This window comes from Rhodococcus sp. P4_C10, assembly GCF_056402135.1.
This window is the reverse complement of sequence record NZ_JBFUHZ010000002.1, coordinates 215,045-236,618: the sequence shown is the minus strand read 5'-3', so window position 1 is coordinate 236,618 and position 21,574 is coordinate 215,045. Positions and strand designations below refer to the sequence as shown.

Below are 21,574 nucleotides of genomic sequence, written 5' to 3'. Positions count from 1 at the left end.
GTCCCCTCGATTGCGTCCTGTGCGCCGATCATCGGATCCGAACCCGTTCGGCAGCCTCGACCACCGGCCTGATCGACGGGTGCGCATCACGTTGCCGCCGTGGGCATTGCGGAGGGACACTCCCCATCCGTGGTCGCAGCAACCGGCCGTTCCAATGACACTCATCTGGCGCACACCACGTTTCGGGCTGGCAGGGACTGTGCACGGCTGGTGATCGACGCAACTTCATGAACTCCGACGACCTTCGGTCACGCGCCCCCAGAGGGTTTGTGGCCTCGCTGGTTGGTTGGGCCGGTTGCCGCCGCTATCGTGTCCGCGGGGGATCGTCCATCAGTCCGCGTGGATCCAGGGGCGTGGTTGTACCCACCGAGCTGTTGACCTGAAAACGCCTGCGCTCGACCGAGTTCGACGACAACGCAGGACTGCACCGTCTGGGGGAACAATTGAGGCAGATCCTGTTTGCGGCCGGAATCGCACTGACGGTGTCCATCCTGCTGACGCCGATTCTGATCAAGGCATTCTCGCGGCAGGGACTCGGTCAGGAGATCAGAGTCGAGGGGCCGGCGAGCCATCAGTCCAAGCGCGGAACCCCGACGATGGGCGGGGTCGCGATTCTGTGCGGAATTTGGGTCGGCTACCTGGGATCACACCTGATCGGGATCGGGTACGAGGCAGACGGTCCATCCGCGTCGGGCCTCCTCGTACTCGGCCTTACAACTGCGCTGGCCGGCGTCGGGTTCCTGGACGACTACATCAAGATTCGGAAGCAACGCAATCTCGGCCTGAAGGCGACCGGAAAGTACATCGGCCAGATCTCCGCTGCGGTGATCTTCGCAGTGCTCACTCTGAGGTTCCGCGGCGGGAGCGGACTGACGCCGGGCAGCACCGATCTGTCCTTCATCCGGGACACCACGATCGCGATGGGGGCGGTCGCCTTCGTCCTGTTCACCTGCGTGGTGGTGGTTTCGTGGTCGAACGCGGTCAATCTGACCGACGGTCTGGACGGTCTCGCAGCAGGTTCGATGGGGTTGGTCCTCGGCAGCTACGTGATCATCACGTTCTGGCAATTCCGCAATGCCTGCGAAACCGCTCCTGGCGCGGGCTGTTACGACGTGCGCGATCCACTCGATCTCGCGTTGATCTGCGCCGCCGGCGCCGGCGCGTGTGTCGGATTCCTCTGGTGGAATGCGGCGCCAGCCAAGATCTTCATGGGCGACACCGGTTCGCTCGCGCTGGGCGGCCTTCTGGCTGGGCTCTCCATCACCACCAGAACCGAGTTGCTCGCCATCGTGATCGGTGCGTTGTTCGTCGCCGAGGCAGCATCGGTGCTGGTTCAGGTGGCCGTGTTCCGCACGTCGCGGCGACGCGTCTTCCGGATGGCGCCCGTGCATCACCATTTCGAGCTCAAAGGTTGGCCCGAAACCGTCGTGATCATCAGGTTCTGGCTGTTCGCGGCGATCGCGTCGGCGGTGGGCCTTGCACTGTTCTACAACGAGTACCTCGCCGCCGTGGACTGACACGGCATCGATGACGTCGACGGCGCACTGCGAGCGAGGCGGCGCTGCTGAGGACAGCTGCGAACAGGCCGGTCAACCCGCGGCGAGCACCCGTTTGCTCAGGGTCGCAAGGGCTGCCGCGATGCCCTCCCGGACCGCGACGTCCGTGATGATCCCGCCTTCGTCGATCATCGCGGGCGTCACCGGCAGGTGGACGCACGCCTCCTCCACGATCGCGGCACCGGTGTAGGTGAGCACCAGCCGCAGAGACGCGTGGGCATTGGCCGCACCCGTCGCGTTGGCGGAGACGTTGATCCACGCGGTGGGCTTGTCACAGATCTCTACGCCGCCCACGGTCCAGTCGAGCAGATTCTTGAACGACCCGGGCAGGGCCCCCGCGTACTCGGGAGTACAGATCAGCAGCGCGCCCGCACTGTCGATCTGTCGGCGTAGGTCGACGACCGCCTGCGGCAACGGATCTTGGTCGTCGTCCGGATTGAAGTGCGGTAGGTCCCCCATCGCTTCGTATGACACGCCACGGAAGCCGGCGGGGACGAGGATGTCGGCAGTGCGCAGCAGAGCCGAGTTGCTCGACTTGCCGCGCAGGCTTCCCGATATGAGCAGGATGCCGGACATTGTGTTCACTCCTCCTGGTTGCATGCACCCAACGCGGCACGCAGGCCGCTCCGACGAAGCATCGTCTACGGCGTTCTCTCTACCAGCGTCGCGTCCTCCTGTGGCCGGCCCAGGTGCGTCCGGGGATTGCCGCCACGCCACTCTGTCGGTGCAAACCCGTATCGTGCTGGGCCAGGTACGTATTCGAGGAGTGGCGGAAGACCATGATCGGCGAAGGGGCACCGTGACGGAACTGCCGAGCGTGCGGCCCGTGATCGAATCCGGGCCGGCGACCGCGGCGGTTGCCGCCGTCCCGGCCGAGGCAGCGGCGGCGATGCACCGGCTGCGGGTCGAGTCCGTCTCCCCCAATACCCGGGCCGCTCAGATGAGTGACTGGACGATTTTCACCCGGTGGTGCGAACGCGTCGATCGGGCACCGCTGCCGGCGTCCCCCGACGTCGTCGGGTGGTTCCTGACGGAGAAGTCGTCCGAGGTACGGCCGGACGGGCGGGCCGCCTACGCGCCGGCGACCATGACGCGGTGGGTCGCGTCGATCAACAAGATTCACTCCCTGGCCGGGCACCCGAAACCGGGGCAGTCGTCCGCGGTGCGCGAGATCCTCCGCGGCATCGCCCGTACCCGGGCCACCCCGCCGGTCCGCCGCGAGCCGCTGCTGACCGACGACGTGCGCGCCATGATCGAGTCCATGCGCGCGCGGTCGGCGGCCGGTTCGTGGGCCGACCGCGCCGCCGAGCGCCGGGACGCGGCGCTGTTGCTGATCGGACTCACCGGCGCGATGCGCCGATCGGAACTGGCCTCGCTCGCGGTCGCCGACGTCGCCCCGCACCGCGCCGACGGGCTGTACGTGACGATCCGCCGGTCGAAGACCGACCAGGCGGCGGCCGGCCGAACGGTCACCCTCCCCTACGGGACCGCGCCGATCACCTGCCCGGTGTGCGCGTACTGGCGGTGGCGTGAGGTCCTGGACGCCTGGGACCGCGACGGCAAACCGGCCGTGAGCCGACTGCTCGCCGAGCCCGAGTCCGGGCCGCTCGAGCATCGCTGCCGAGGCATGCTCGGACGTCCCGAGCCGACGGTCCGTTCGCTGTTCCGGCCCGTGCATCGCACCGGCGCACTGGGAGCCGGTGCGCTGTCGGGACAGGCAGTTGCCTCGATGATCCAGCGCCGTGCCGCGGCGGCGGGATACTCGGAGGAGTTCGTCGCCCGGCTCGGCGGGCACAGCCTCCGAGCGGGATTCGTCACCCAGGCCGTCCGGAACGACGCGAGCGCCGAGCAGATCATGACGCAGAGCGGGCACACCGACCAGCGGATGATCGCGATCTACTCGCGGCAGCACGCGGGTCTGCACGGCAACGCCGTCACCGCGCTCGGCCTCTAGCCGGAGGCCTGCCGCACCGAGCGTCGCCGGGACTACTGACGGACCGTTCCTCGGCCCCGAGAATCTCGCGACCTGGGGATCTCGAGCGCGGGGATCTCAGTCCTCGGGGCTGAGCGGAAGCTCCGCCAGCACCCGCCAGCTGCCGTCCGGCTGCCGCGCGGTGTCGAGGGTGCCGCGCAGCACCGCGACCCGTTCGCGCATACCGAGCAGCCCGTTGCCGGACCCCTGGGTGAACAGGCTGGTGCCCCGGCCGTTGTCGGTGATCTCGACCAGCACGTCCTCCTCCCGGCGGCGCACCCGCACGACCGCCCGCGGTGACGGCCCGGCGTGCCGGAGCACGTTGGTCAGCGACTCCTGCACGATCCGGTGGATGCCCAGGCTCAGTGCCGGGCTGATCTCGTCCAGGTCGCCGGTCTGCTCGAGTTCGACGGTCAGTCCGGCCTGCCGCATCATCTCGACCACCTTCGCCACGCCCGCGGTGCCGTGCTGCGGCATCTCGGCGGGCGTCTGCTCGGTACGCAGCAGCGCGACCGTGCGGCGCAGCTCGGCCAGCGCCTGGCGGCCGGTGCCCGCGATGTTGCCGAGCGCCTTCTCCACGGCGTCGGGGTTGCGGCGCAACGCGTACGACGCCCCGTCCGCCTGCACCACCATCACGCTCACCGCGTGTGCAACCACGTCGTGCAGTTCCCGGGCGATCCGCGTGCGCTCGCCGGCCACCGCCTCCTCGGCCCTCCGGTCCCGCTCGGCCTCGACCACCGCCAGCCGGGACGCCACCGCCTCGTCGTAGAGCCGCCGAGCGCCGAGAAACTCGGCGAGAATCCAGGACAGCGCGTAGATCAGCGCGACGAAGAGCAGGTCGGACGGTCCGTTGTCCAGCAGGACGCCGGACAACACGGCGTCGGCTGCCAACCCCACCAGGTAGAACGCGGCGGGTCGGCGGCCCACGTACGCGACCAGGGTGTACAGCGCCACCGGCAGGCCCAGCAACGCGAAGTGGTTCTCCGCGTCGTCCCCGATCAGGTCGCTGACCAGGGTCGTGAACATCGACGCGGCGAGGATCGCGACCGCCGCCAGGACCGGGTAGCGCCGACGGAAGGCGATCGGCACCGAAAGGATCACGCTCAGCAGCAGGAACAGCCACGGCACCTGACTGCCCGGCGCGCCCAGACAGTCCAGCACGAAGAGCACCGCGGCCAGCATCGAGTCGGCGATGAACGGCTTGCCGCGCAGCCACAGACTGAACCTCCGCATCCCGTCAGCCTAGGAGGTCCGGGCACGAGTCCGTCCCACCCCATTGCCTTGCCCGGCCGAGCGGAGGACCGTGAAGGACGAGGGATTGCCCCGTCGGCGCCGCCGGGCGCCGCCCCGAGGAGAAGGGTGCCGGTCGTGTACGCACGCTCTACCACCATCCATGCGCAGCCGTCGTTCATCGACGTCGGAATCAAGCACATACGCGACGTCGTGATGCCGACGCTCGCGGACATCGAGGGCTGCTGCGGCCTGTCGTTGCTGGTCGACCACGACACCGGTCGGTGCATCGCCACCAGTTCCTGGATGGACGACGAGTCCCTCCGGGCGAGCGAGGGGCCGGTCCTGCACCTGCGCGACCAGGCCGCCGAGATCTTCCACGGCACCACCTCGGTGTCGCGGTGGGAGATCGCCGTCCTGCACCGCGACCACCGGTCCAGCCCGGGGGCCTGCGTCCGCGCCGCGTGGCTCGCGGTCGAACCGGGCCGGATCGACCGCGCCCTCGACGTCTACAAGTTGTCGATCCTGCCCGCGCTGGAGGAACTCGACGGGTTCTGCAGTGCCAGCCTGATGGTCGACCACGCCGCCGGCCGCGCGGTGTCGTCGGTGACGTTCGACAGCTTCGAGGCGATGGACCGCAATCGAGACCAGGCGATGACCCTCCGGGCCGCGGGCACCAGTGAGGCGGGCGCGGACGTGCTCGAGGTGTGCGAGTTCGAGCTGGCGATCGCCCATCTGCACGTACCCGAGATGGCCTGAGGCGGCGCGGCGGCCGCCGGTTCGGCGCGGCGGCCGTGCCGGCGGCTGACCGGTAGCGTGTTCGGCTGTGACCGTGACACGCGATGTCGACCCCGACTTCCTGGCCCTGCCCCTGCGCACCCTGGCCGACGCGGCGCTGTCCGCGGCCCGGGCCGCGGGCGCCGAACACGCCGACCTGCGGGTGCACCGCCTGCGCACCCAGTCGATCCGGCTGCGTGACGGCGCGGTCCAGTCGGTGGTCGACGGCGACGAGCTCGGACTGGCGGTACGGGTGGTGGTGGACGGCACCTGGGGTTTCGCCTCGCACGCCGAACTCACCGCCGCGTCCGCGGCACGCACCGCGGGCCGGGCCGTCGAGGTGGCACGCGCGCTGCGGGCGCTGAACCGCGAGCGGGTGGAGCTGGCGCCGGAACCGGTGTACCGCGACGCCACCTGGGTTTCCGGGTACACCCTCGATCCCTTCGCCGTGCCGACCGCGCAGAAGGTGGACCTGCTCGGCGACTACTCGGGCCGGCTGGCCGCCGCCGACGGCGTCGACCACGTCACCGCCGGTGTGCTGCAGGTCAAGGAGCAGACCTTCTACGCGGACCTGGCCGGTTCGACGCTCACCCAGCAGCGGGTGCGGCTGCACCCCGAGCTGGAGGCGACCGCCGTCGACGCGTCGGCGGGCAGCTTCGAGACCATGCGCACCCTGGCCCCGCCGGTCGGCCGCGGCTGGGAGTACCTCGAGACCTCCGCGGACGGGGCGTGGGACTGGGACACCGAGTTGGCCCGGATCCCGGAGTGGCTGGCGGAGAAGACGAAGGCGCCGTCCGTCACCGCGGGACCCACCGACCTGGTGATCGACCCCAGCAACCTCTGGCTGACCATCCACGAGTCCATCGGGCACGCAACGGAGTACGACCGCGCGATCGGCTACGAGGCGGCCTACGCGGGCACCTCGTTCGCCACCCCGGACAAGCTCGGCACCCTCGAGTACGGGACGCCGATCATGCACGTCACCGCGGACCGCACCGAGCCGCACGGACTGGCCAGCATCGGGTACGACGACGACGGGGTGTCCGCGCAGCGCTGGGACCTGGTCCGCGACGGCACCCTGGTGGGCTACCAGCTGGACCGGGTGTTCGCCCCCCGGCTCGGACTGCCGCGCTCCAACGGCTGCTCCTACGCCGACTCACCGCACCACGTGCCGATCCAGCGGATGGCGAACGTCTCGCTGCAGCCGGACCCGGACCGCGACACCAGCACCGCGGACCTGATCTCCCGCGTCGAGAACGGCATCTACGTCGTCGGCGACAAGTCCTGGTCGATCGACATGCAGCGCTACAACTTCCAGTTCACCGGGCAACGGTTCTACCGAATCCGTGACGGCCGACTGGACGGGCAACTGCGGGACGTGGCCTACCAGGCCACCACCACCGACTTCTGGGGATCGATGGAGGCCGTCGGCGGCCCGTCGACCTGGCGTCTCGGCGGCGCCTTCAACTGCGGCAAGGCGCAACCGGGCCAGGTCGCGGCCGTCAGCCACGGTTGCCCCTCGGCGCTGTTCCGCGGCGTCAACGTACTCAACACACGGGTGGAGGGTGGGCAGTGACAATTGATGCGGCCGGAGGCCGATCGGTGATCGCCGCGCAGGAACTGGTCGAGCAGGTGCTCGCCCTGTCCGAGGCCGACGAGGCGATGGTCATCGTGACCGACGCCAGCGAGGCCGCGTTGCGCTGGGCGGGCAACTCGATGACCACCAACGGGGTCTCGGATTCGAGGACCTGGACGGTGATCTCGATCGTCCGCGACGACGCGGGCGCGCGGGTCGGCACGGTGAGCTCGAGCAGCGTCGACCCGTCGCAGGTCGCGGAGGTGGTGCGGGCCAGCGAGGCCGCCGCCCGGGCCGCGCGGCCGGCCGAGGACGCGATGGACCTGGTGCCGGCGGGCGCCCCCGACCCGGGGTGGCACGACGGCCCGGCGGCCACCGGCATCGACGTCTTCGCCGGGGTGACCGCCGATCTCGCGGACGGTTTCGACGGCGCCGACAGGCTGTACGGGTTCGCGCACCACCAGCTCCACAGCACCTGGCTCGGCACCTCCACCGGCGTGCGACGCCGGTTCACCCAGCCGACCGGCTCGGTGGAGATCAACGGCAAGCGTGGCGACGCCAGCGCCTGGGTCGGCGCCGGGAGCACCGACTTCCGGGACGTGTCGGTGCAAACCCTGCTGGCGCAGTTGGAGACCCGGCTCGGCTGGTCGGACACCACGGTGGAGCTGCCGGCCGGCCGCTACGAGACGTTGCTGCCGCCGTCCGCGGTCGCGGACCTGATGATCTACCTGATGTGGACGATGGAGGGTCGCGGCGCCGAGGAGGGCCACACCGCCCTCTCCCGGGCCGGCGGGACGCGCGTCGGCGAGCGGCTGACCGACCTGCCCTTGACCCTGTTCTCCGACCCGCGCTCCCCCGGACTCGAGTACGCACCGTTCGTGTCCGCGGCGACGTCGAGCGAGACCGTCTCGCTCTTCGACAACGGGATGGACGTCGGCCGCGTCGACTGGGTCCGCGAGGGCGCGGTGGGCGCGCTAGCGTACCCCCGGCACGCGGCCCGCGAGTTCGGCGCCCCCGTCGCGGTGCCAGGCGAGAACCTGCTGCTGACCGGCGGCAGCGGCGCCGACCTCGACGACATGGTGGCCCGCACCGAACGCGGCCTGCTGCTGACCACGCTCTGGTACATCCGCGAGGTGGACCCGACGAGCCTGCTGCTGACCGGTCTCACCCGGGACGGGGTCTACCTGATCGAGGACGGCCGGGTCACCGGCGCCGTCAACAACTTCCGCTTCAACGAGAGCCCGCTGGACCTGCTGCGCCGGGTCAGCGAGGCGGGCGCCACCGCGCCGGCGCTGCCCCGGGAGTGGAAGGACTGGTTCACCCGCACCGCGATGCCGCCGCTGCGGATCCCGGACTTCCACATGTCCTCGGTCAGTCAGGCCCAGTGATGGCCGACCCGACGACGCCCCTCGACCCGGCCGCCCGCTGCCCCTGCCTCAGCGGCGAGACCTACGGCAGCTGCTGCGGACGCTTCCACGGCGGGCAGGCCGACGCCCCGACCGCCGAGCAGTTGATGCGCTCGCGGTACGCGGCCTTCGCGGTGGGCGACGCGGCCTACCTGCTGCGCACCTGGCACCCGAGCACCCGGCCCCGCCGGCTCGACCTGGACCCGGACCAGCGCTGGACACGACTGGACGTGCTGGGCACCTCGGGCGGCGGACTGCTCGACACCGAGGGCACCGTCGAGTTCGTCGCGCACTACGTCGTCGAGGGGCACCGGGACTCGCTGCGCGAGCACAGCAGGTTCGTCCGGGTGGACGGGCGCTGGAGCTACCTGGACGCGATCGGCTGAACCGACTCTCACAAAGTCCTTAATCGGCCGTAACGGAACCACAAACTCCGGACTCTAGTCTTTTGGTACGAGCTCATCCGGGATTCGAATCCTGTTGGAGAGCAACATATCTCAAGAGTCCAGGAGGAGTCATGTCGGACATTCGGATGACGAGCTGGGACCGGCGGTGCGTCACCGCCACGACCGCGGAGCTGCGGACGCGGGGACTGGTCGCGATTCTCGCGGCCGACGAGAACTGTCGCGAGGTGATCGTCACCGAGCCCGGACGCGCGTGGATGGCCTCCGTGCTGCCGGGTGGGAGCCCGGACGAGGGCGCCGACGTCCTCCTCTTCTCTGCCGATCCGGCGGAACAGTGGACGGACGAATATCTTGAGTGGGCGGACTCGGTGGAGTCCATGCTGGCGCCGCGACCCCTCGCGGCCTGAGAGCGCGTCCGGCTCGGACGCTGCAAGATGAGGGAGTGGTTGCGGTTCAGAAGGTGTTGATCGTCGACGACGACGCGGATGTCCTGACCGCGCTCCGGCGCGGGCTGGAACTCTCGGACTTCGCGGTGTTCACTGCGGCGGACGGAGCGGCCGCGCTCCGGGCCGTCGGCGCGCACGATCCGGACCTGGTGGTGCTGGACCTCAACCTGCCCCTGCTCGACGGGGTGGGCGTGGTCACCGCGCTGCGCGCCATGCGCAACGACGTCCCGGTGTGCGTGCTCAGTGCGCGCAGCGAGGTCGACGACCGGATCGCGGGGCTCGAGGCGGGGGCGGACGACTACATGGTCAAACCGTTCGAGTTCGGCGAACTGGTCGCGCGGATCCGCGCACTGCTGCGCCGCCGGCCGGAGCCGGAGAACGCCCCGGCCGAGAATACGGTCCGCGTGGGCCCGGTCGGAGTCGACCTGCTCGGCCGCCGGGCCGACGTCGGCGGCACCGAGGTGCACCTGACCAAGCGGGAGTTCGACCTGCTCGCGGTGCTGGCCGAGAACCGCGGGACGGTGCTCAGCCGCGACCAGTTGCTGCGGTCGGTGTGGGGGTACGACTTCGAGACCGAGACCAACGTGGTGGACGTGTTCGTCAGCTACCTGCGACGCAAGCTGGAGATCGACGGCGCGCCGCGGGTGCTGCACACCGTGCGCGGCGTCGGTTTCGTCCTCCGGGACCGATGAGCGCCCGCCGGCGACCGGTGTCGCTGCGGCTGCGGGTGACGGCCGCGGCCGCGCTCGGCACCGCGCTGGTCGTGCTGCTGCTCGGCGGCGTCGCCTGGGTGGGCATCGAACGCCAGGTCAACGCCCAACTCGACGGCAAACTCGACTCGGTCACCCAGGTGACCGCGGCCAACCTGACCAGCCTGCGGGTCCTACAGGGTCCGTTGCCGCTGCCGCCGGAGTACGCGGGAACGCTGCGCGCGGGCGAGCTCACGCTCTCCACGACCGACGCCGAGCTGCCCAAGTTCGCCGAGGGCTGGGACACCGCGACGGTGGACGGGACGCGGTACCGGGTGCGGACGGTCGAGGTGCTCAGCGGCCTCGGTGCCACCATCTCGGTCGGCGCGCCGACCGCCCCGGCCGAGGCCGCCATCACCAGCCTGCACCGGTGGACGATCGGGATCGGCCTGGGCGCGGTGGTCGTGGCGGCCGCGCTGGGCTGGTTGTTCGCCGGGGTCGCAATCGCGCCGCTGCGCCGGCTGGCCGAGCAGACGCGCCGACTGGGCCTGGACCCCTCGGCGCCGCCGCCGCGCGTGTCGGGGGCCATCGAGGCCGAGGAGCTGGCCGCGGCGCTGCGGACGCTGCTCGACGCCAATGCGGCCGAACGGGCCCGGACCGCGTCGGCGCTGGCGACGGCCCGCGACTTCGCCGCGGCGTCCGCCCACGAGCTGCGCACCCCACTGACGGCGATGCGGACGAACCTCGAGGTGGCCACGACGCTGGACCTGCCGGCGGCCACCCGCGCGGAGATCCTCTCCGACGCGCTGCGCACCGAACGGCGGGTGGAGGCCACCCTGCACGCGCTGGAGAGGCTGGCGGCGGGAGAACTGTCGTCCGAGGCGGACTTCGTGCCGGTCGACCTGTCCGAGCTGCTCGACCGGGCTGCCCACGACGCGGTCCGAACCCATCGCGGGGTGGACATCCGCCTGGACGCGCCGCCCACGCTGGTGGTCACCGGGCTCCCGGCCGGGTTGCGGCTGGCGGTCGACAACGCCGTCTCCAACGCGGTCCGGCACGGCCGGGCCGGGGTGATCGAGATCGCGGCGCGGGAGTGGCAGGACGCGGTGGTCGTCACGGTGACCGACGACGGCGCCGGCATCCCCGCCGACGAGCGCGAGGCCGTGTTCGAGCGATTCCGGCGCGGCGCGGGCGCGGCGCCGGACGGATCGGGACTCGGGTTGGCGTTGATCCGTCAACAGGCCGAGCTGCACGGCGGCGCCGCCTGGTTCGAGGACAGCCCCCTCGGCGGCGTCCGCCTGGTACTGCGGCTGCCTCGCACCCCCACCCGCGGACCTGACGGGACAGAACCGGCGGCGTCCTCGGTGTAGCGTCCGAACTGGGTGCCCCGCACGGGGCGTCCGTCATCGAGGTGACGGCAGTGGACTGGTTTGCCGCGGACGACTACTCGCTGGGGCGGCTGCTCTTCAAGGAGGGGCTCGCCGTCCTCTACCTCGTCGCATTCGTCTCCGCGGTCCGCCAGTTCCGGGCGCTGATCGGCACGGACGGCATGCTGCCGGTCCCCGAGTTCCTGCGCACGTCGTCGTTCCGTCGGCATCCCAGCCTCTTCCAGTGGCATTACTCGGACCGGTACTTCGCGGCGGTCGCCTGGACGGGGGCCGGGCTGGCCGCGGTCACCGCGGCCGGGCTGACGGACCGCTTGCCGGCGGCGGTGTGCGCACTGGTGTGGTTGGCGATGTGGCTGCTCTACCTCTCGATCGTGAACGTCGGTCAGCTCTGGTACGGGTTCGGCTGGGAGTCACTGCTGCTCGAGGCGGGCTTCCTCGCGGTATTCCTCGGCAACGCCGACACCGCGCCGCCGCTGCTGATCCTGTTGGCACTCCGATGGCTGCTCTTCCGGCTCGAGTTCGGGGCCGGACTGATCAAGATCCGCGGCGACCCCTGCTGGCGCAACCTGACGTGCCTGTACTACCACCACGAGACGCAGCCGATGCCCGGGCCGCTGAGCTGGTACTTCCACCGGCTGCCGCGTCCGCTTCACCGAGTGGAGGTGGCGGGCAACCACTTCACCCAGCTGGTGGTGCCGTTCGGGCTGTTCGCCCCGCAGCCGGTGGCCGGCGTCGCCGCCACGATCATGATCGTCACCCAGCTGTGGCTGGTGGTCAGCGGCAACTTCGCATGGCTGAACTGGGCGGCGATCGTGCTGGCCGTCTCCGTGCTGCCGGACTCGGTCCTCGGCCGGGTGCTGCCAGTACCGCACGGCGCGGGCGCGACGCCGGCCGTGTTCGTGGGCGCGGTGCTGGCGGCGACCGCACTGGTGGTGGTGCTCAGCTACTGGCCGGTGCGAAACCTGTTCGCGCACCGACAGTTGATGAACGCGTCGTTCAACCCCTGGCACCTGGTCAACACCTACGGCGCGTTCGGCCACGTGACCAAGCGGCGGTACGAGGTGATCGTCGAGGGCACCGTGGACACGCGCGTGGACGACTACACCGTGTGGCAGGAGTACGAGTTCCGCGGCAAACCCGGCGACGTGCACCGTCGGCCACGGCAGTTCGCCCCGTACCACCTGCGGCTGGACTGGCTGATGTGGTTCGCCGCGATCTCGCCCGGCTACGCCGGGTCGTGGTTCGTGCCGTTCGTGGCGAGGCTGCTCCGCAACGACCCGGCGACGGTGAAGCTGCTCCGGCACAACCCGTTTGCGCAGTCGCCGCCGAAATTCGTGCGGGCACGGCTGTACCTGTACCGGTTCACCACCCGGTCTGAGCGCAAGGAATCCGGCGCGTGGTGGGTTCGCGAGGACATCGACGAGTTCCTGCGGCCGGTGCGCAGGCGGGAGGTCGCCGGGCTGTGACGGCGGCGCGGCCGCGGCGGACCACTAGGCTGGGAGCCGTGTCTGCGGGAGAGTCGTCGGGTGTTCGTCTCGACAGTTGGGTGTGGGCCGTGCGCCTGTTCAAGACCAGGTCACTGGCGGCCGCGGCCTGCCGCTCCGGTCACGTGCGGGTCAACGGCGTGTCGATGAAGCCCGCCTACTCGGTGCGCGTCGGCGACGAGGTCCGGGTCCGGGCCGGCGGCGTCGAGCGGGTGGTCGAGGTGGTCCGGCTGGTGAAGAAGCGGGTCGGGGCGGCCGAGGCCGTGCTGTGCCTGATCGACCGCACTCCCCCGCCCCCGCCGCGGGAGGTGCTGCTGGCGGTGCCGCAGCGCGACCGCGGCACCGGCAGGCCCACGAAACGTGAACGGCGCGAACTGGACCGACTGCACGGGTTCAACGAGGACTGAGGTTCCGCGGTTCAGAACAATCGTCCAATTCAACCTCTGACACCGCCTTCGGCGTGGCATGCTTCGCTCCGCGCTGTACTCCAATCCGGGAGCGCAGTAAATCTGTGAGGTGGCTTGATGGGTGCAGGGGTAGCGCGGATGACGTCGACTGGGCGGATCCGCCGCGGGATCGGGATCGGTGCTGCGATGGGGCTCGCGGTGGCCGGCACGGCCCTGTCGGGCGGCGCGGGCGTGGCCGGTGCCGAGAGTACGGTCGTGGGATGCCAGCAGGCGGGCCCGCTCGCGACCTGCACGTTCCAGGCCGCCGGGGAGTTCGCATTTGAGGTCCCGAAGGGCGTCACCACGATGACCGTGACCGCGACGGGTGCCGGCGGCCAGGACGGCCTCGGCGCGGGCGGACTCGGCGGCAAGGTGACCGGCGACATCACGGTCACCCCGGGAACGAAGATCTACTTCCTCGTCGGTCAGGGCGGCGGTTCGGGCGCATCGGCCGGCGGCGGGCTGTCCGGCGTGTCCACCCAGTCGGTCAAGGCAGACGCGACCAAGGGCTACCAGTCGCTCCTGATCGCGGCACCCGGCGGAGGCGGAGCGGGAACGCTCACCAACGGCGGCAATCCCGGCGTCGCCGGGGCAGGTGCGGCAGGCGGCAAGGCCGGCACCAAGGTCGCGGGCGGCGCGGGCGGCACCGGAACCCCGGACGGCCAGGCGGGTGCGCAGGGCACTGGCGGTGCCGGAATCGGTGGCGGCGGCGGTGCCGGCTACTTCGGCGGCGGCGGCGGCGCCGCGGGCGGTGCCGGTGGCGGCGGGTCGTACCTCATCCCCGTCGGCGGAACCGACAAGCTGGCCGACAAGGGTGCCCGGCCCCAGGTGTACGTGCAGTTCTACTCTTGGGTTCCGATCACGCTTCCCGGACTCGACGACATTCCCGGACTCGGTGGCGGCCTGGGCGACCTGATCCCCGGCCTCGGCAGCCTGGGCGACCTCGGAAGCTCGTAGCTCGGCAGCTAGACGCACAGCGCTACCAGTACATTTCGGGGCCCGCACTGGCAGCCAGCCGGTGCGGGCCTTCGGCCATTTTCCCGAGCACTAGGACAATCGTCCGATTCGAACCTGGCTACCCCTCCGACATGGCATGCTTCGCATCGCGCTGTACCCGTCCCGGGAGCGCAGGTGATTCTGTGAGGTGGATTCGATGAGTATTCGAGTGGCACAGGCAAAGTCGACCGGGCGGGTCCGTCGCGGGTTCGGTGTCGCGGCCGTGATGGGGCTCGCGGTGGCCGGTTCGGCCCTGTCGGGCGGTGCCGGCGTCGCTGGAGCGGCCGACACCTACGCCGAATGCACAATGTCGGGCAAGCTCACCACCTGCGGTTACGCGGGCAGCACCAAGGAGCAGGTGCTGGTCGTGCCTGCCACGGTCAACTCGATGCGGGTCACGGCGATCGGCGGTACCGGCAACGGTGCGGAGGCCGGGCCGGGCGGACTCGGCGGCAAGGTTGACGCCGACCTGCCGGTGACCCCGGGTTCGAAGCTCTACCTGCGAGTCGGGGTCGACGGCGGAACCGGCATCAGCCGCGGCGGCGGCTACACGAGCATCTCGACCGTCTCCTTCGAGGCCGACCCGGTCGGGGCCCTGAACTCGCGGATCCTCGTCGCCCCCGGCGGCGGCGGTGGCACCACCGGGAAGCCCGGCGGAAACGCGGCCACCTCGGCACCGGGTGCGGGCGGCGGGCAGGCCGGCACCGCCACCGCGGGCGGCAAGGGCACCGCGGACTCCCAGGACGGCGCCCTCGGCGCCGGCGGAGAGGGCACCGGCGGTGGTGGCGGCGGCGGTCTGTACGGCGGCGGCGGCGGCACGGACGCCGGCGGCGGCGGATCGTTCCTGGTCCCCGCGGGCGGCACGCAGAGCCTCGCGGATGCGGGCACGCAGGCGTCGGTGCACCTCACCTTCGCCCTGACGCCGGCCTGCGGTTCGGTGTGCGACTTCCTCGGATCCGGGTCGTCGACCGGGTCGACGATCGGTTCCCTCAACGACCTGTTCTCCGGTTCTTCCGACACGGGTTCCCTGGGCAGCTAGTACCCGACCGGAGGCACAAGGGAACTGCGAAATTCCTGCGGACTCGAGCCTCGCACCCGCTTGAACGCCGCGCTGAGTGCGAAAGGGCTGCCGTACCCGACCTTTCGCGCGACGGCACCGATCGTGGTGCCGGGTTCGCGCAGCAGATCCGCGGCCAGCGCGAGCCGCCACCCGGTCAGGTAGGTCATCGGCGGTTCACCGACCAGTTCGGTGAACCGCCGGGCCAGCGCCGCCCGGGACATCCCGGTCTCGGCCGCGAGCGCCGCCACCGTCCACTGGTGCGCGGGTTTGTCCTGCAGCAGTCGCAGCGCGCGGCCGACCACCGGATCGCCCTGTGCCCGGTACCAGGCCGGCGCCGCCGACTCCGGGCGGGAGAACCAGGCGCGCAGCACGGTGACCAGCAGCAGGTCCAGAAGTCGGTCCAGCATCACCTCCTGCCCCGGTTCCTCCCTGAGCATCTCATCGCCCAGCAACGGCAGCAGCGGACAGTCCCACTCGTCGTCCCGCAGGATCAGCAGGCGCGGGAGCGCGCGCAGCAGCCGGTCGCCGACAGCGGCGCCCGCCCCGTAGGTCCCCGTGATCATCACCGTCGAACCGTCTGGACTGTTTCCCCAGGTACGTACGCCGAGGGTCATTGCCTCGCTCAGCGATTCGCCGTCCGGCGTGGTGCAGACCTGGCCGGGGTGGATGACCGCCTGCGGCGCGGTCGCCGGGTCGTCCGCGACGGTGTACGCGTCGGGTCCGCAGACCACCGCGACGTCCCCGGGCCGCATCGACACCGGCGCCGCGCCGTCGTGACACACCCACGCCGAGCCGCTGACCAGCACCACCAGCGTCAGCGGCGCGCGGTCCTGAATTCGCAGCGACCACGGCGGCTCGAGTACCGAGCGGAGCAGGAACGCGCCGTGCGCCCTCGGTCCGTCCAGCAGCCCACCGAGCGCATCCATGCCACCAGGCTAGACGCTCGAACATGACTTTGCGTGTTCTGACTATGGATCGTCTCGCACTGGGAGGGTTGACTCGACCCATGGACACAAACGGGACCTGGACAGCGCTCAGGGGCGGCACGCTGGTGACCGCCGTCGTTCTCATGGGGCTGATGGCGGGGTTGTTCTACTCCTACGCGGTGTCGGTGATGCCGGGACTGGGCGCCACCGACGACCGGACCTTCGTGGAGTCGATGCAACGGATCAACGTCGCCATCCTCAACGGCTGGTTCGGCGTCGCCTTCGGCGGGGCACTGGTGTTCACCGTCGCCGCGTTGCTCACCCACCTCGGCCGGCCGGCGCTGCCGTGGATCGTCGCCGCGCTGGTGCTCTACCTGGCGGTGCTGGCAATCACCATGGGGATCAACGTGCCGATGAACGACAGGCTGGCCGCGGCCGGTGCCCCCGACCGGATCGGGGACCTGGCGGCGGTGCGGTCGCAGTTCGAGGCGTCGTGGGTGCGCTGGAACATCGTCCGGGTGTTCGCCTCGACCGGGGCGTTGGCGTGCCTCGCAATCGCGCAGTGGGCGGTCGCAACGCCCGAGTGAGCTCCGCCTCCCCGGCGCCGTGGGGCACCGGGGAGGCGGGATGCGCTGGTGTCAGCCGACCTTCGCGATCAGGTCGGCGCGCTGGCGGGCGCCGAGTCCGGCGACCCGCCGGGTCTCCGGGATGCCGATGGACTCGACGATGTCACGGGCCTTGACCTTGCCGACCTTGGGCAGCGACTCGAGCAGGTAGAGCACCTTCGTCTTCCCGACGAGGTCGTCCGAGTCCGCCTTGTCCAGGACATCGACGAAGGTGAGCTTCCCGGACTTCAGGTTCTCCCGCATTTCGGAGCGGGCCTTGCGGGACGCGGCGGCCTTCTCCAGCGCCGCGGCGCGCTGTTCGGGGGTCAGGGTGGGCAGTGCCATGGTTGGACCTCTTCTCTCGGAGTTCCCTACCTGGCCCAGGCTAGAACGCGATCGGCGGCGAATGCCCGCACCCGGCGTCCGCGTGTCGGATCCGCCTTCTCCCGCCCGTTCAGTCCGTGGTGATCGCCAGGCCGACGGTGCCGGAGCGGCCGCGGCGGAGCAGGCTGCCCTTGATCGTGAGCCAACCCAACACGCCGTAGCGCCGGGCGATCACCTCTCGGGCATGCTCGGTGCCGGCGTCGTCGAGCACCACCGCGGTGGCCTCGACCGGCTCGCCCTTCGGGTTCCCACGCACGTCGCAGGCGCCGACCGTCACCCGCGGGTTCCGCCGGATCCGCTTGACCTTGTACGAGTCGGTGACCGTCCACATCAGCAGACGGTCACCGTCGGGGGCCGCCCACAGCGCCGTCGCGACCGCCGACCCGTCCTTGCGGAAGGTGGTCAGAAGGACGTACTTGGCGGCACCGATCTCGCTCAGCGTGGGGCTCATGGCCCCAAGCCTAGGGTGCGGGTCCCCCGGCGGCCCGGCGGCGCTACTCCCCCTCGAGTTCGCCCTCGGTCTCGAGGTACACCCGGCGCAGGCCGTCGAGGACCTCCGGCGACGGCTCCTCCCACATGTCCCGCTCGACGGCCTCGAGCAGTCGCTCCGCAATCCCGTGCAGCGCCCACGGATTCGACTCCGTCATGAACTTGGCGTTCTGCTCGTCGAGCACGTAGGTCTCGGCGAGCTTCTCGTACATCCAGTCGGCGACCACGTTGGTGGTGGCGTCGTACCCGAACAGGTAGTCCACCGTCGCGGCCATCTCGAAGGCGCCCTTGTAGCCGTGCCGGCGCATCGCCTCGAGCCAGCGCGGGTTGACCACCCGGGCCCGGAACACCCGGGCCGTCTCCTCCGACAGGGTGCGGGTGCGCACCGCGTCGGGGCGGGTGCTGTCGCCGATGTACGCCTCCGGGGACTTCCCGGTCAGCGCACGGACGGTCGCGACCATGCCGCCGTGGTACTGGAAGTAGTCGTCGGAGTCGGCGATGTCGTGCTCGCGGGTGTCGGTGTTCTTGGCCGCCACCGCGATTCGGCGGTAGGCGGTCCGCATGTCGTCCGATGCCGGCGCCCCGTCGAGGCCGCGGCCGTACGCGTAGCCGCCCCACGTGGTGTACACCTGCGCCAGGTCGGCGTCGTCACGCCAGTTCTTCGAGTCGATCAGCTGCAGCAGACCGGCGCCGTAGGTGCCCGGCTTGGAGCCGAAAATCCTGGTGGTGGCGCGTCGTTCGTCGCCGTGCTCGGCCAGGTCGGCCTGGGCGTGCGCCCGCACGTAGTTCTGCTCGGCGGGCTCGTCGAGGTCGGCCACCAGCCGGACCGCGTCGTCGAGCAGTGCCAGCACGTGCGGGAACGCGTCCCGGAAGAAGCCGCTGATCCGGACCGTCACGTCGACGCGCGGCCGGCCCAGTTCCTCGGGCGTGATCACCTGCAGGCTGGTGACGCGGCGGCTGGCCTCGTCCCACACCGGCCGGACACCGAGCAGCGCAAAGACTTCCGCGATGTCGTCGCCGGACGTGCGCATCGCCGAGGTGCCCCACACCGACAGGCCCACCGACTTCGGGTACTCGCCGTGGTCGGCGAGGTAGCGGGCCAGCAGCGACTCGGCCATCGCCTGACCGGTCTCCCAGGCCAGCCGCGACGGCACGGCCTTGGGGTCGACGGAGTAGAAGTTGCGGCCCGTCGGGAGCACGTTGATCAGCCCGCGCAGCGGCGAGCCGGACGGGCCGGCCGCGATGAAGCGGCCGTCCAGCGCCCGCAGCACCTGGGTGATCTCGTCGTCGGTCTGACGCAGACGCGGCACCACCTCGGTGGCCGCGAACCGGAGGATCTGCCGGACCGTCTCGTCCTCCGACAGGGCGTCGGCCGCGGCGGGATCCCAGTCGGCAACCGCCATCGCCCGCACCAGTTCGTGGGCGGTGGCCTCCACGTCGTCGACCCTGGTGCGGGACTCGTCACCGGACTCGCTGAGCCCCAACGCCTCCCGCAGACCCGGCACATGCTGTTCTCCGCCCCACATCTGGCGCGCCCGCAGCATCGCCAGCACCAGCTCCACCTCGGCGTCGCCGTGCGGCGCCCGACCGAGCACGTGCAGCCCGTCCCGGATCTGCACGTCCTTGATCTCGCACAGCCAACCGTCGACGTGCAGCAGCATGTCGTCGAACACGTCCTCCTCGGGACGCTCGGCCAGGCCCAGGTCGTGGTCCATCTTCGCCGCCCGCATCAACGTCCAGATCTGCTGGCGGATGGCGGGCAGCTTCGCGGGGTCGAGCGCAGAGATGTTGGCGTGCTCGTCGAGCAGCTGCTCGAGCCGTGAGATGTCGCCGTAGGACTCGGCGCGGGCCATCGGAGGGATCAGGTGGTCGACCAGGGTGGCGTGTGCGCGGCGCTTGGCCTGGGTGCCCTCGCCCGGGTCGTTGACCAGGAACGGGTAGATCAGCGGCAGCTCGCCGAGCGCGGCGTCGGTGCCGCAGGACGCGGACATGCCGAGGTTCTTGCCGGGCAGCCATTCGAGGTTGCCGTGCTTGCCGAGGTGCACCACCGCGTCCGCGCCGAACCCGCCCTCGTCCTGACGCGCCGCCAGCCAGCGGTACGCGGCCAGGTAGTGGTGGCTCGGCGGCAGGTCCGGGTCGTGGTAGATCGCGACGGGGTTCTCACCGAACCCGCGGGGCGGCTGCACCATCAGCACCACGTTGCCGACCTGCATTGCCGCGACGACGATCTCGCCGTCGGCATCGGCGGAACGGTCCACGTACAGCTCACCCGGCGCGGCGCCCCAGTGCTCCTCGACGCCCTCGCGCAGGTCCGCGGGCAGCGTGTCGAACCACTGCCTGTAGCGGGCCGCGGAGATGCGGATCGGGTTGCCCTCGAGCTGCTCGGCGGTCAGCCAGTCCGGGTCCTGACCGCCCGCCGCGATCAGCGCGTGGATCAGCGCGTCGCCGTCCCCGGCCGCCAGGCCCGGCAGTGCGTCCTCGCCGTCGAGCGGGCCGAGATCGTAACCGGCGTCACGCATCTGCGTGAGCAGCGCGATCGCACTGGCCGGGGTGTCCAGGCCGACGGCGTTGCCGATCCGGGCGTGCTTGGTGGGGTACGCCGACAACATCAGCGCGATCCGCTTGTCCGCGACCGGGATGTGCCGCAGCCGGGCGTGGCGCACCGCGATGCCGGCCACCCGGGCCGCGCGCTCGGGGTCGGGGACGTAGCTGGTCAGGCCGTCGGCGTCGATCTCCTTGAACGAGAACGGCACCGTGATCAGCCGACCGTCGAACTCGGGCACGGCGACCTGGGTCGCGACGTCCATCGGCGAGAGGCCGTCGTCGTTGGCCTCCCAGGTCTCACGACTGCTGGTCAGGCACAGGCCCTGCAGGATCGGCACGTCCAGCGCCGCGAGTTCGGTGACGTCCCAGGCCTCGTCGTCGCCGCCCGCGGTGGCGCCCGCGGGCCGGGTGCCGCCGGCGGCCAGCACGGTGACGACCATCGCGTCGGCCGCGCGCAGGGCGTCGAGCAACTCCGGCTCCGCGGTGCGCAGCGAGGCACAGAAGATCGGCAGCGCCCGGGCCCCGCGGTCCTCGATCGCCCGGCACAGCGCCTCGACGTATGCGGTGTTCCCGGCCAGGTGCTGCGCGCGGTAGTAGAGCACCGCGACGGTCGCGTCGGCCTCCGGCACGGCGGACGGCCGATCCAGGTGACCCCAGGTGGGGGTGTGCGTGGGCGCGTCGAACCCGAGGCCCGTCAGCAGCACCGTGTCGGAGAGGAAGTTGGACAGCTGCAGCAGGTTCTCCGACCCGCCCTCCGCGAGGTAGGCGTGGGCCTCCGCGGCGACGCCGCCGGGCACCGTGGACAGCTCCATCAGCTCGGCGTCCGGGGCCAGCTCGCCGCCGAGCACGACGGTCGGCAGGCCCGCCGCGAGCACCGTGTCCAGGCCCTCCTCCCAGGCGCGCTTGCCGCCGAGGATCCGCACCACCACCAGGTCCACGCCGTCGAGCAGGGCGGGCAGGTCGTCGACGAGCAGCCGGGCGGGGTTGGCCCAGCGGTAGTCGGCGCCGCTGGATCGGGCACTGAGCAGGTCGGTGTCGGACGTCGACAGCAGCAGGATCACGGGTGAGGCCTCCTCGGGGTCTCGCGCCCCATTGGTTCCGGACGGCAGCACACGAGTGTCTGACTCCCCGGCCGTACCGGGTCACAGTGGCGCGACCGCACCGGATTCACGCCGGTTTCCTCGTGAGCTGTCGCA

At 71.0% G+C, this 21,574-nt stretch carries 20 protein-coding genes and 1 riboswitch; of the genes, 14 read left to right on the top strand and 6 right to left on the bottom strand.

Annotated features, from left to right (window positions below; genetic code table 11):
• Window positions 1–443: 443 nt before the first annotated feature.
• Window positions 444–1,517 carry a phospho-N-acetylmuramoyl-pentapeptide-transferase gene (gene mraY / locus AC1DWC_RS02205; protein WP_477905751.1) on the top strand — a complete coding sequence of 358 codons (1,074 nt, stop codon included), beginning with the start codon at window positions 444–446 and terminating at the stop codon, window positions 1,515–1,517.
• Window positions 1,518–1,589: 72 nt separating this feature from the next.
• Here mraY and AC1DWC_RS02200 read toward each other — a convergent pair whose 3' ends face one another.
• On the bottom strand, window positions 1,590–2,132 hold the full coding sequence (locus AC1DWC_RS02200) for an NADPH-dependent FMN reductase (RefSeq protein WP_477905749.1): 543 nt from the start codon (window positions 2,130–2,132) through the stop codon (window positions 1,590–1,592).
• 223 nt (window positions 2,133–2,355) lie between these two features.
• Between AC1DWC_RS02200 and AC1DWC_RS02195 the strand changes: the two genes are divergently transcribed.
• Entirely contained in the window at window positions 2,356–3,510 is a 1,155-nt protein-coding gene (locus tag AC1DWC_RS02195) for a site-specific integrase (RefSeq protein WP_477905747.1), read from the top strand.
• Between the two features lie 96 nt (window positions 3,511–3,606).
• Here the strand turns inward: AC1DWC_RS02195 and AC1DWC_RS02190 are convergent, their stop codons facing one another.
• A complete protein-coding gene (locus AC1DWC_RS02190; RefSeq protein WP_477905745.1) occupies window positions 3,607–4,761 on the bottom strand; it encodes a sensor histidine kinase in 1,155 nt (384 codons plus the stop codon).
• 126 nt (window positions 4,762–4,887) lie between these two features.
• Between AC1DWC_RS02190 and AC1DWC_RS02185 the strand changes: the two genes are divergently transcribed.
• The 11 genes from AC1DWC_RS02185 (at window position 4,888) to AC1DWC_RS02135 (ending at window position 15,409) form a co-directional block, all read left to right on the top strand.
• Window positions 4,888–5,517 (top strand): hypothetical protein, encoded by a 630-nt coding sequence (locus tag AC1DWC_RS02185; RefSeq protein WP_477905743.1) that lies wholly within the window; start codon window positions 4,888–4,890, stop codon window positions 5,515–5,517.
• Window positions 5,518–5,584: 67 nt separating this feature from the next.
• On the top strand, window positions 5,585–7,111 hold the full coding sequence (locus AC1DWC_RS02180; RefSeq protein WP_477905741.1) for a TldD/PmbA family protein: 1,527 nt from the start codon (window positions 5,585–5,587) through the stop codon (window positions 7,109–7,111).
• A gap of 26 nt (window positions 7,112–7,137) precedes the next feature.
• Entirely contained in the window at window positions 7,138–8,499 is a 1,362-nt protein-coding gene (locus AC1DWC_RS02175) for a metallopeptidase TldD-related protein (protein ID WP_477905811.1), read from the top strand.
• Entirely contained in the window at window positions 8,499–8,903 is a 405-nt protein-coding gene (locus AC1DWC_RS02170; protein WP_477905739.1) for a YchJ family protein, read from the top strand. The genes AC1DWC_RS02175 and AC1DWC_RS02170 overlap by 1 nt, the downstream gene beginning before the upstream one ends.
• A gap of 131 nt (window positions 8,904–9,034) precedes the next feature.
• Window positions 9,035–9,328, top strand: a complete 294-nt coding sequence (locus AC1DWC_RS02165; protein WP_477905737.1) for a hypothetical protein — start codon at window positions 9,035–9,037, stop codon at window positions 9,326–9,328.
• On the top strand, window positions 9,325–10,059 hold the full coding sequence (locus tag AC1DWC_RS02160) for a response regulator transcription factor (protein WP_477905809.1): 735 nt from the start codon (window positions 9,325–9,327) through the stop codon (window positions 10,057–10,059). Before AC1DWC_RS02165 ends, AC1DWC_RS02160 begins: the two co-directional genes overlap by 4 nt.
• A complete protein-coding gene (locus AC1DWC_RS02155; protein ID WP_477905735.1) occupies window positions 10,056–11,426 on the top strand; it encodes a sensor histidine kinase in 1,371 nt (456 codons plus the stop codon). Before AC1DWC_RS02160 ends, AC1DWC_RS02155 begins: the two co-directional genes overlap by 4 nt.
• A 50-nt stretch (window positions 11,427–11,476) precedes the next feature.
• Window positions 11,477–12,910, top strand: coding sequence for a lipase maturation factor family protein (locus tag AC1DWC_RS02150; protein ID WP_477905734.1), 1,434 nt, complete (start codon window positions 11,477–11,479; stop codon window positions 12,908–12,910).
• Window positions 12,911–12,948: 38 nt separating this feature from the next.
• Entirely contained in the window at window positions 12,949–13,335 is a 387-nt protein-coding gene (locus AC1DWC_RS02145; protein ID WP_371851152.1) for an RNA-binding S4 domain-containing protein, read from the top strand.
• 117 nt (window positions 13,336–13,452) lie between these two features.
• Window positions 13,453–14,331, top strand: coding sequence for a glycine-rich protein (locus tag AC1DWC_RS02140; RefSeq protein WP_477905732.1), 879 nt, complete (start codon window positions 13,453–13,455; stop codon window positions 14,329–14,331).
• 196 nt (window positions 14,332–14,527) lie between these two features.
• A complete protein-coding gene (locus AC1DWC_RS02135; RefSeq protein ID WP_477838864.1) occupies window positions 14,528–15,409 on the top strand; it encodes a hypothetical protein in 882 nt (293 codons plus the stop codon).
• Here AC1DWC_RS02135 and AC1DWC_RS02130 read toward each other — a convergent pair.
• Window positions 15,406–16,356, bottom strand: a complete 951-nt coding sequence (locus tag AC1DWC_RS02130; protein ID WP_477905730.1) for an AraC family transcriptional regulator — start codon at window positions 16,354–16,356, stop codon at window positions 15,406–15,408. The two genes, AC1DWC_RS02135 and AC1DWC_RS02130, sit on opposite strands and share 4 nt — an antisense overlap.
• 80 nt (window positions 16,357–16,436) lie before the next feature.
• Between AC1DWC_RS02130 and AC1DWC_RS02125 the strand changes: the two genes are divergently transcribed.
• Window positions 16,437–16,943 (top strand): anthrone oxygenase family protein, encoded by a 507-nt coding sequence (locus tag AC1DWC_RS02125; RefSeq protein ID WP_477905728.1) that lies wholly within the window; start codon window positions 16,437–16,439, stop codon window positions 16,941–16,943.
• A 51-nt stretch (window positions 16,944–16,994) separates the two neighbouring features.
• Here the strand turns inward: AC1DWC_RS02125 and mihF are convergent, their stop codons facing one another.
• From mihF to cobN, 3 genes are all read right to left on the bottom strand, one after another.
• On the bottom strand, window positions 16,995–17,306 hold the full coding sequence (gene mihF, locus AC1DWC_RS02120; RefSeq protein ID WP_477838859.1) for an integration host factor, actinobacterial type: 312 nt from the start codon (window positions 17,304–17,306) through the stop codon (window positions 16,995–16,997).
• A gap of 109 nt (window positions 17,307–17,415) precedes the next feature.
• Window positions 17,416–17,796, bottom strand: coding sequence for a PPOX class F420-dependent oxidoreductase (locus AC1DWC_RS02115; protein ID WP_072844681.1), 381 nt, complete (start codon window positions 17,794–17,796; stop codon window positions 17,416–17,418).
• 43 nt (window positions 17,797–17,839) lie between these two features.
• Window positions 17,840–21,439, bottom strand: a complete 3,600-nt coding sequence (gene cobN / locus AC1DWC_RS02110) for a cobaltochelatase subunit CobN (protein WP_477905726.1) — start codon at window positions 21,437–21,439, stop codon at window positions 17,840–17,842.
• A gap of 42 nt (window positions 21,440–21,481) precedes the next feature.
• A riboswitch (adenosylcobalamin (AdoCbl) riboswitch) is annotated at window positions 21,482–21,572 on the bottom strand.
• Between the last annotated feature and the right edge of the window lie 2 nt (window positions 21,573–21,574).

What these genes read in the sequence shown, in the direction of transcription:
- AC1DWC_RS02115 (WP_072844681.1), bottom strand. Translation starts at nt 17,796, where the DNA reads ATGAGCCCCACGCTGAGCGAGATCGGTGCCGCCAAGTACGTCCTTCTG.
- AC1DWC_RS02190 (WP_477905745.1), bottom strand. Translation starts at nt 4,761, where the DNA reads ATGCGGAGGTTCAGTCTGTGGCTGCGCGGCAAGCCGTTCATCGCCGAC.
- AC1DWC_RS02130 (WP_477905730.1), bottom strand. Translation starts at nt 16,356, where the DNA reads ATGGATGCGCTCGGTGGGCTGCTGGACGGACCGAGGGCGCACGGCGCG.
- AC1DWC_RS02125 (WP_477905728.1), top strand. Translation starts at nt 16,437, where the DNA reads ATGGACACAAACGGGACCTGGACAGCGCTCAGGGGCGGCACGCTGGTG.
- AC1DWC_RS02140 (WP_477905732.1), top strand. Translation starts at nt 13,453, where the DNA reads ATGGGTGCAGGGGTAGCGCGGATGACGTCGACTGGGCGGATCCGCCGC.
- AC1DWC_RS02155 (WP_477905735.1), top strand. Translation starts at nt 10,056, where the DNA reads ATGAGCGCCCGCCGGCGACCGGTGTCGCTGCGGCTGCGGGTGACGGCC.
- AC1DWC_RS02200 (WP_477905749.1), bottom strand. Translation starts at nt 2,132, where the DNA reads ATGTCCGGCATCCTGCTCATATCGGGAAGCCTGCGCGGCAAGTCGAGC.
- mihF (WP_477838859.1), bottom strand. Translation starts at nt 17,306, where the DNA reads ATGGCACTGCCCACCCTGACCCCCGAACAGCGCGCCGCGGCGCTGGAG.
- AC1DWC_RS02165 (WP_477905737.1), top strand. Translation starts at nt 9,035, where the DNA reads ATGTCGGACATTCGGATGACGAGCTGGGACCGGCGGTGCGTCACCGCC.
- AC1DWC_RS02135 (WP_477838864.1), top strand. Translation starts at nt 14,528, where the DNA reads ATGAGTATTCGAGTGGCACAGGCAAAGTCGACCGGGCGGGTCCGTCGC.
- AC1DWC_RS02170 (WP_477905739.1), top strand. Translation starts at nt 8,499, where the DNA reads ATGGCCGACCCGACGACGCCCCTCGACCCGGCCGCCCGCTGCCCCTGC.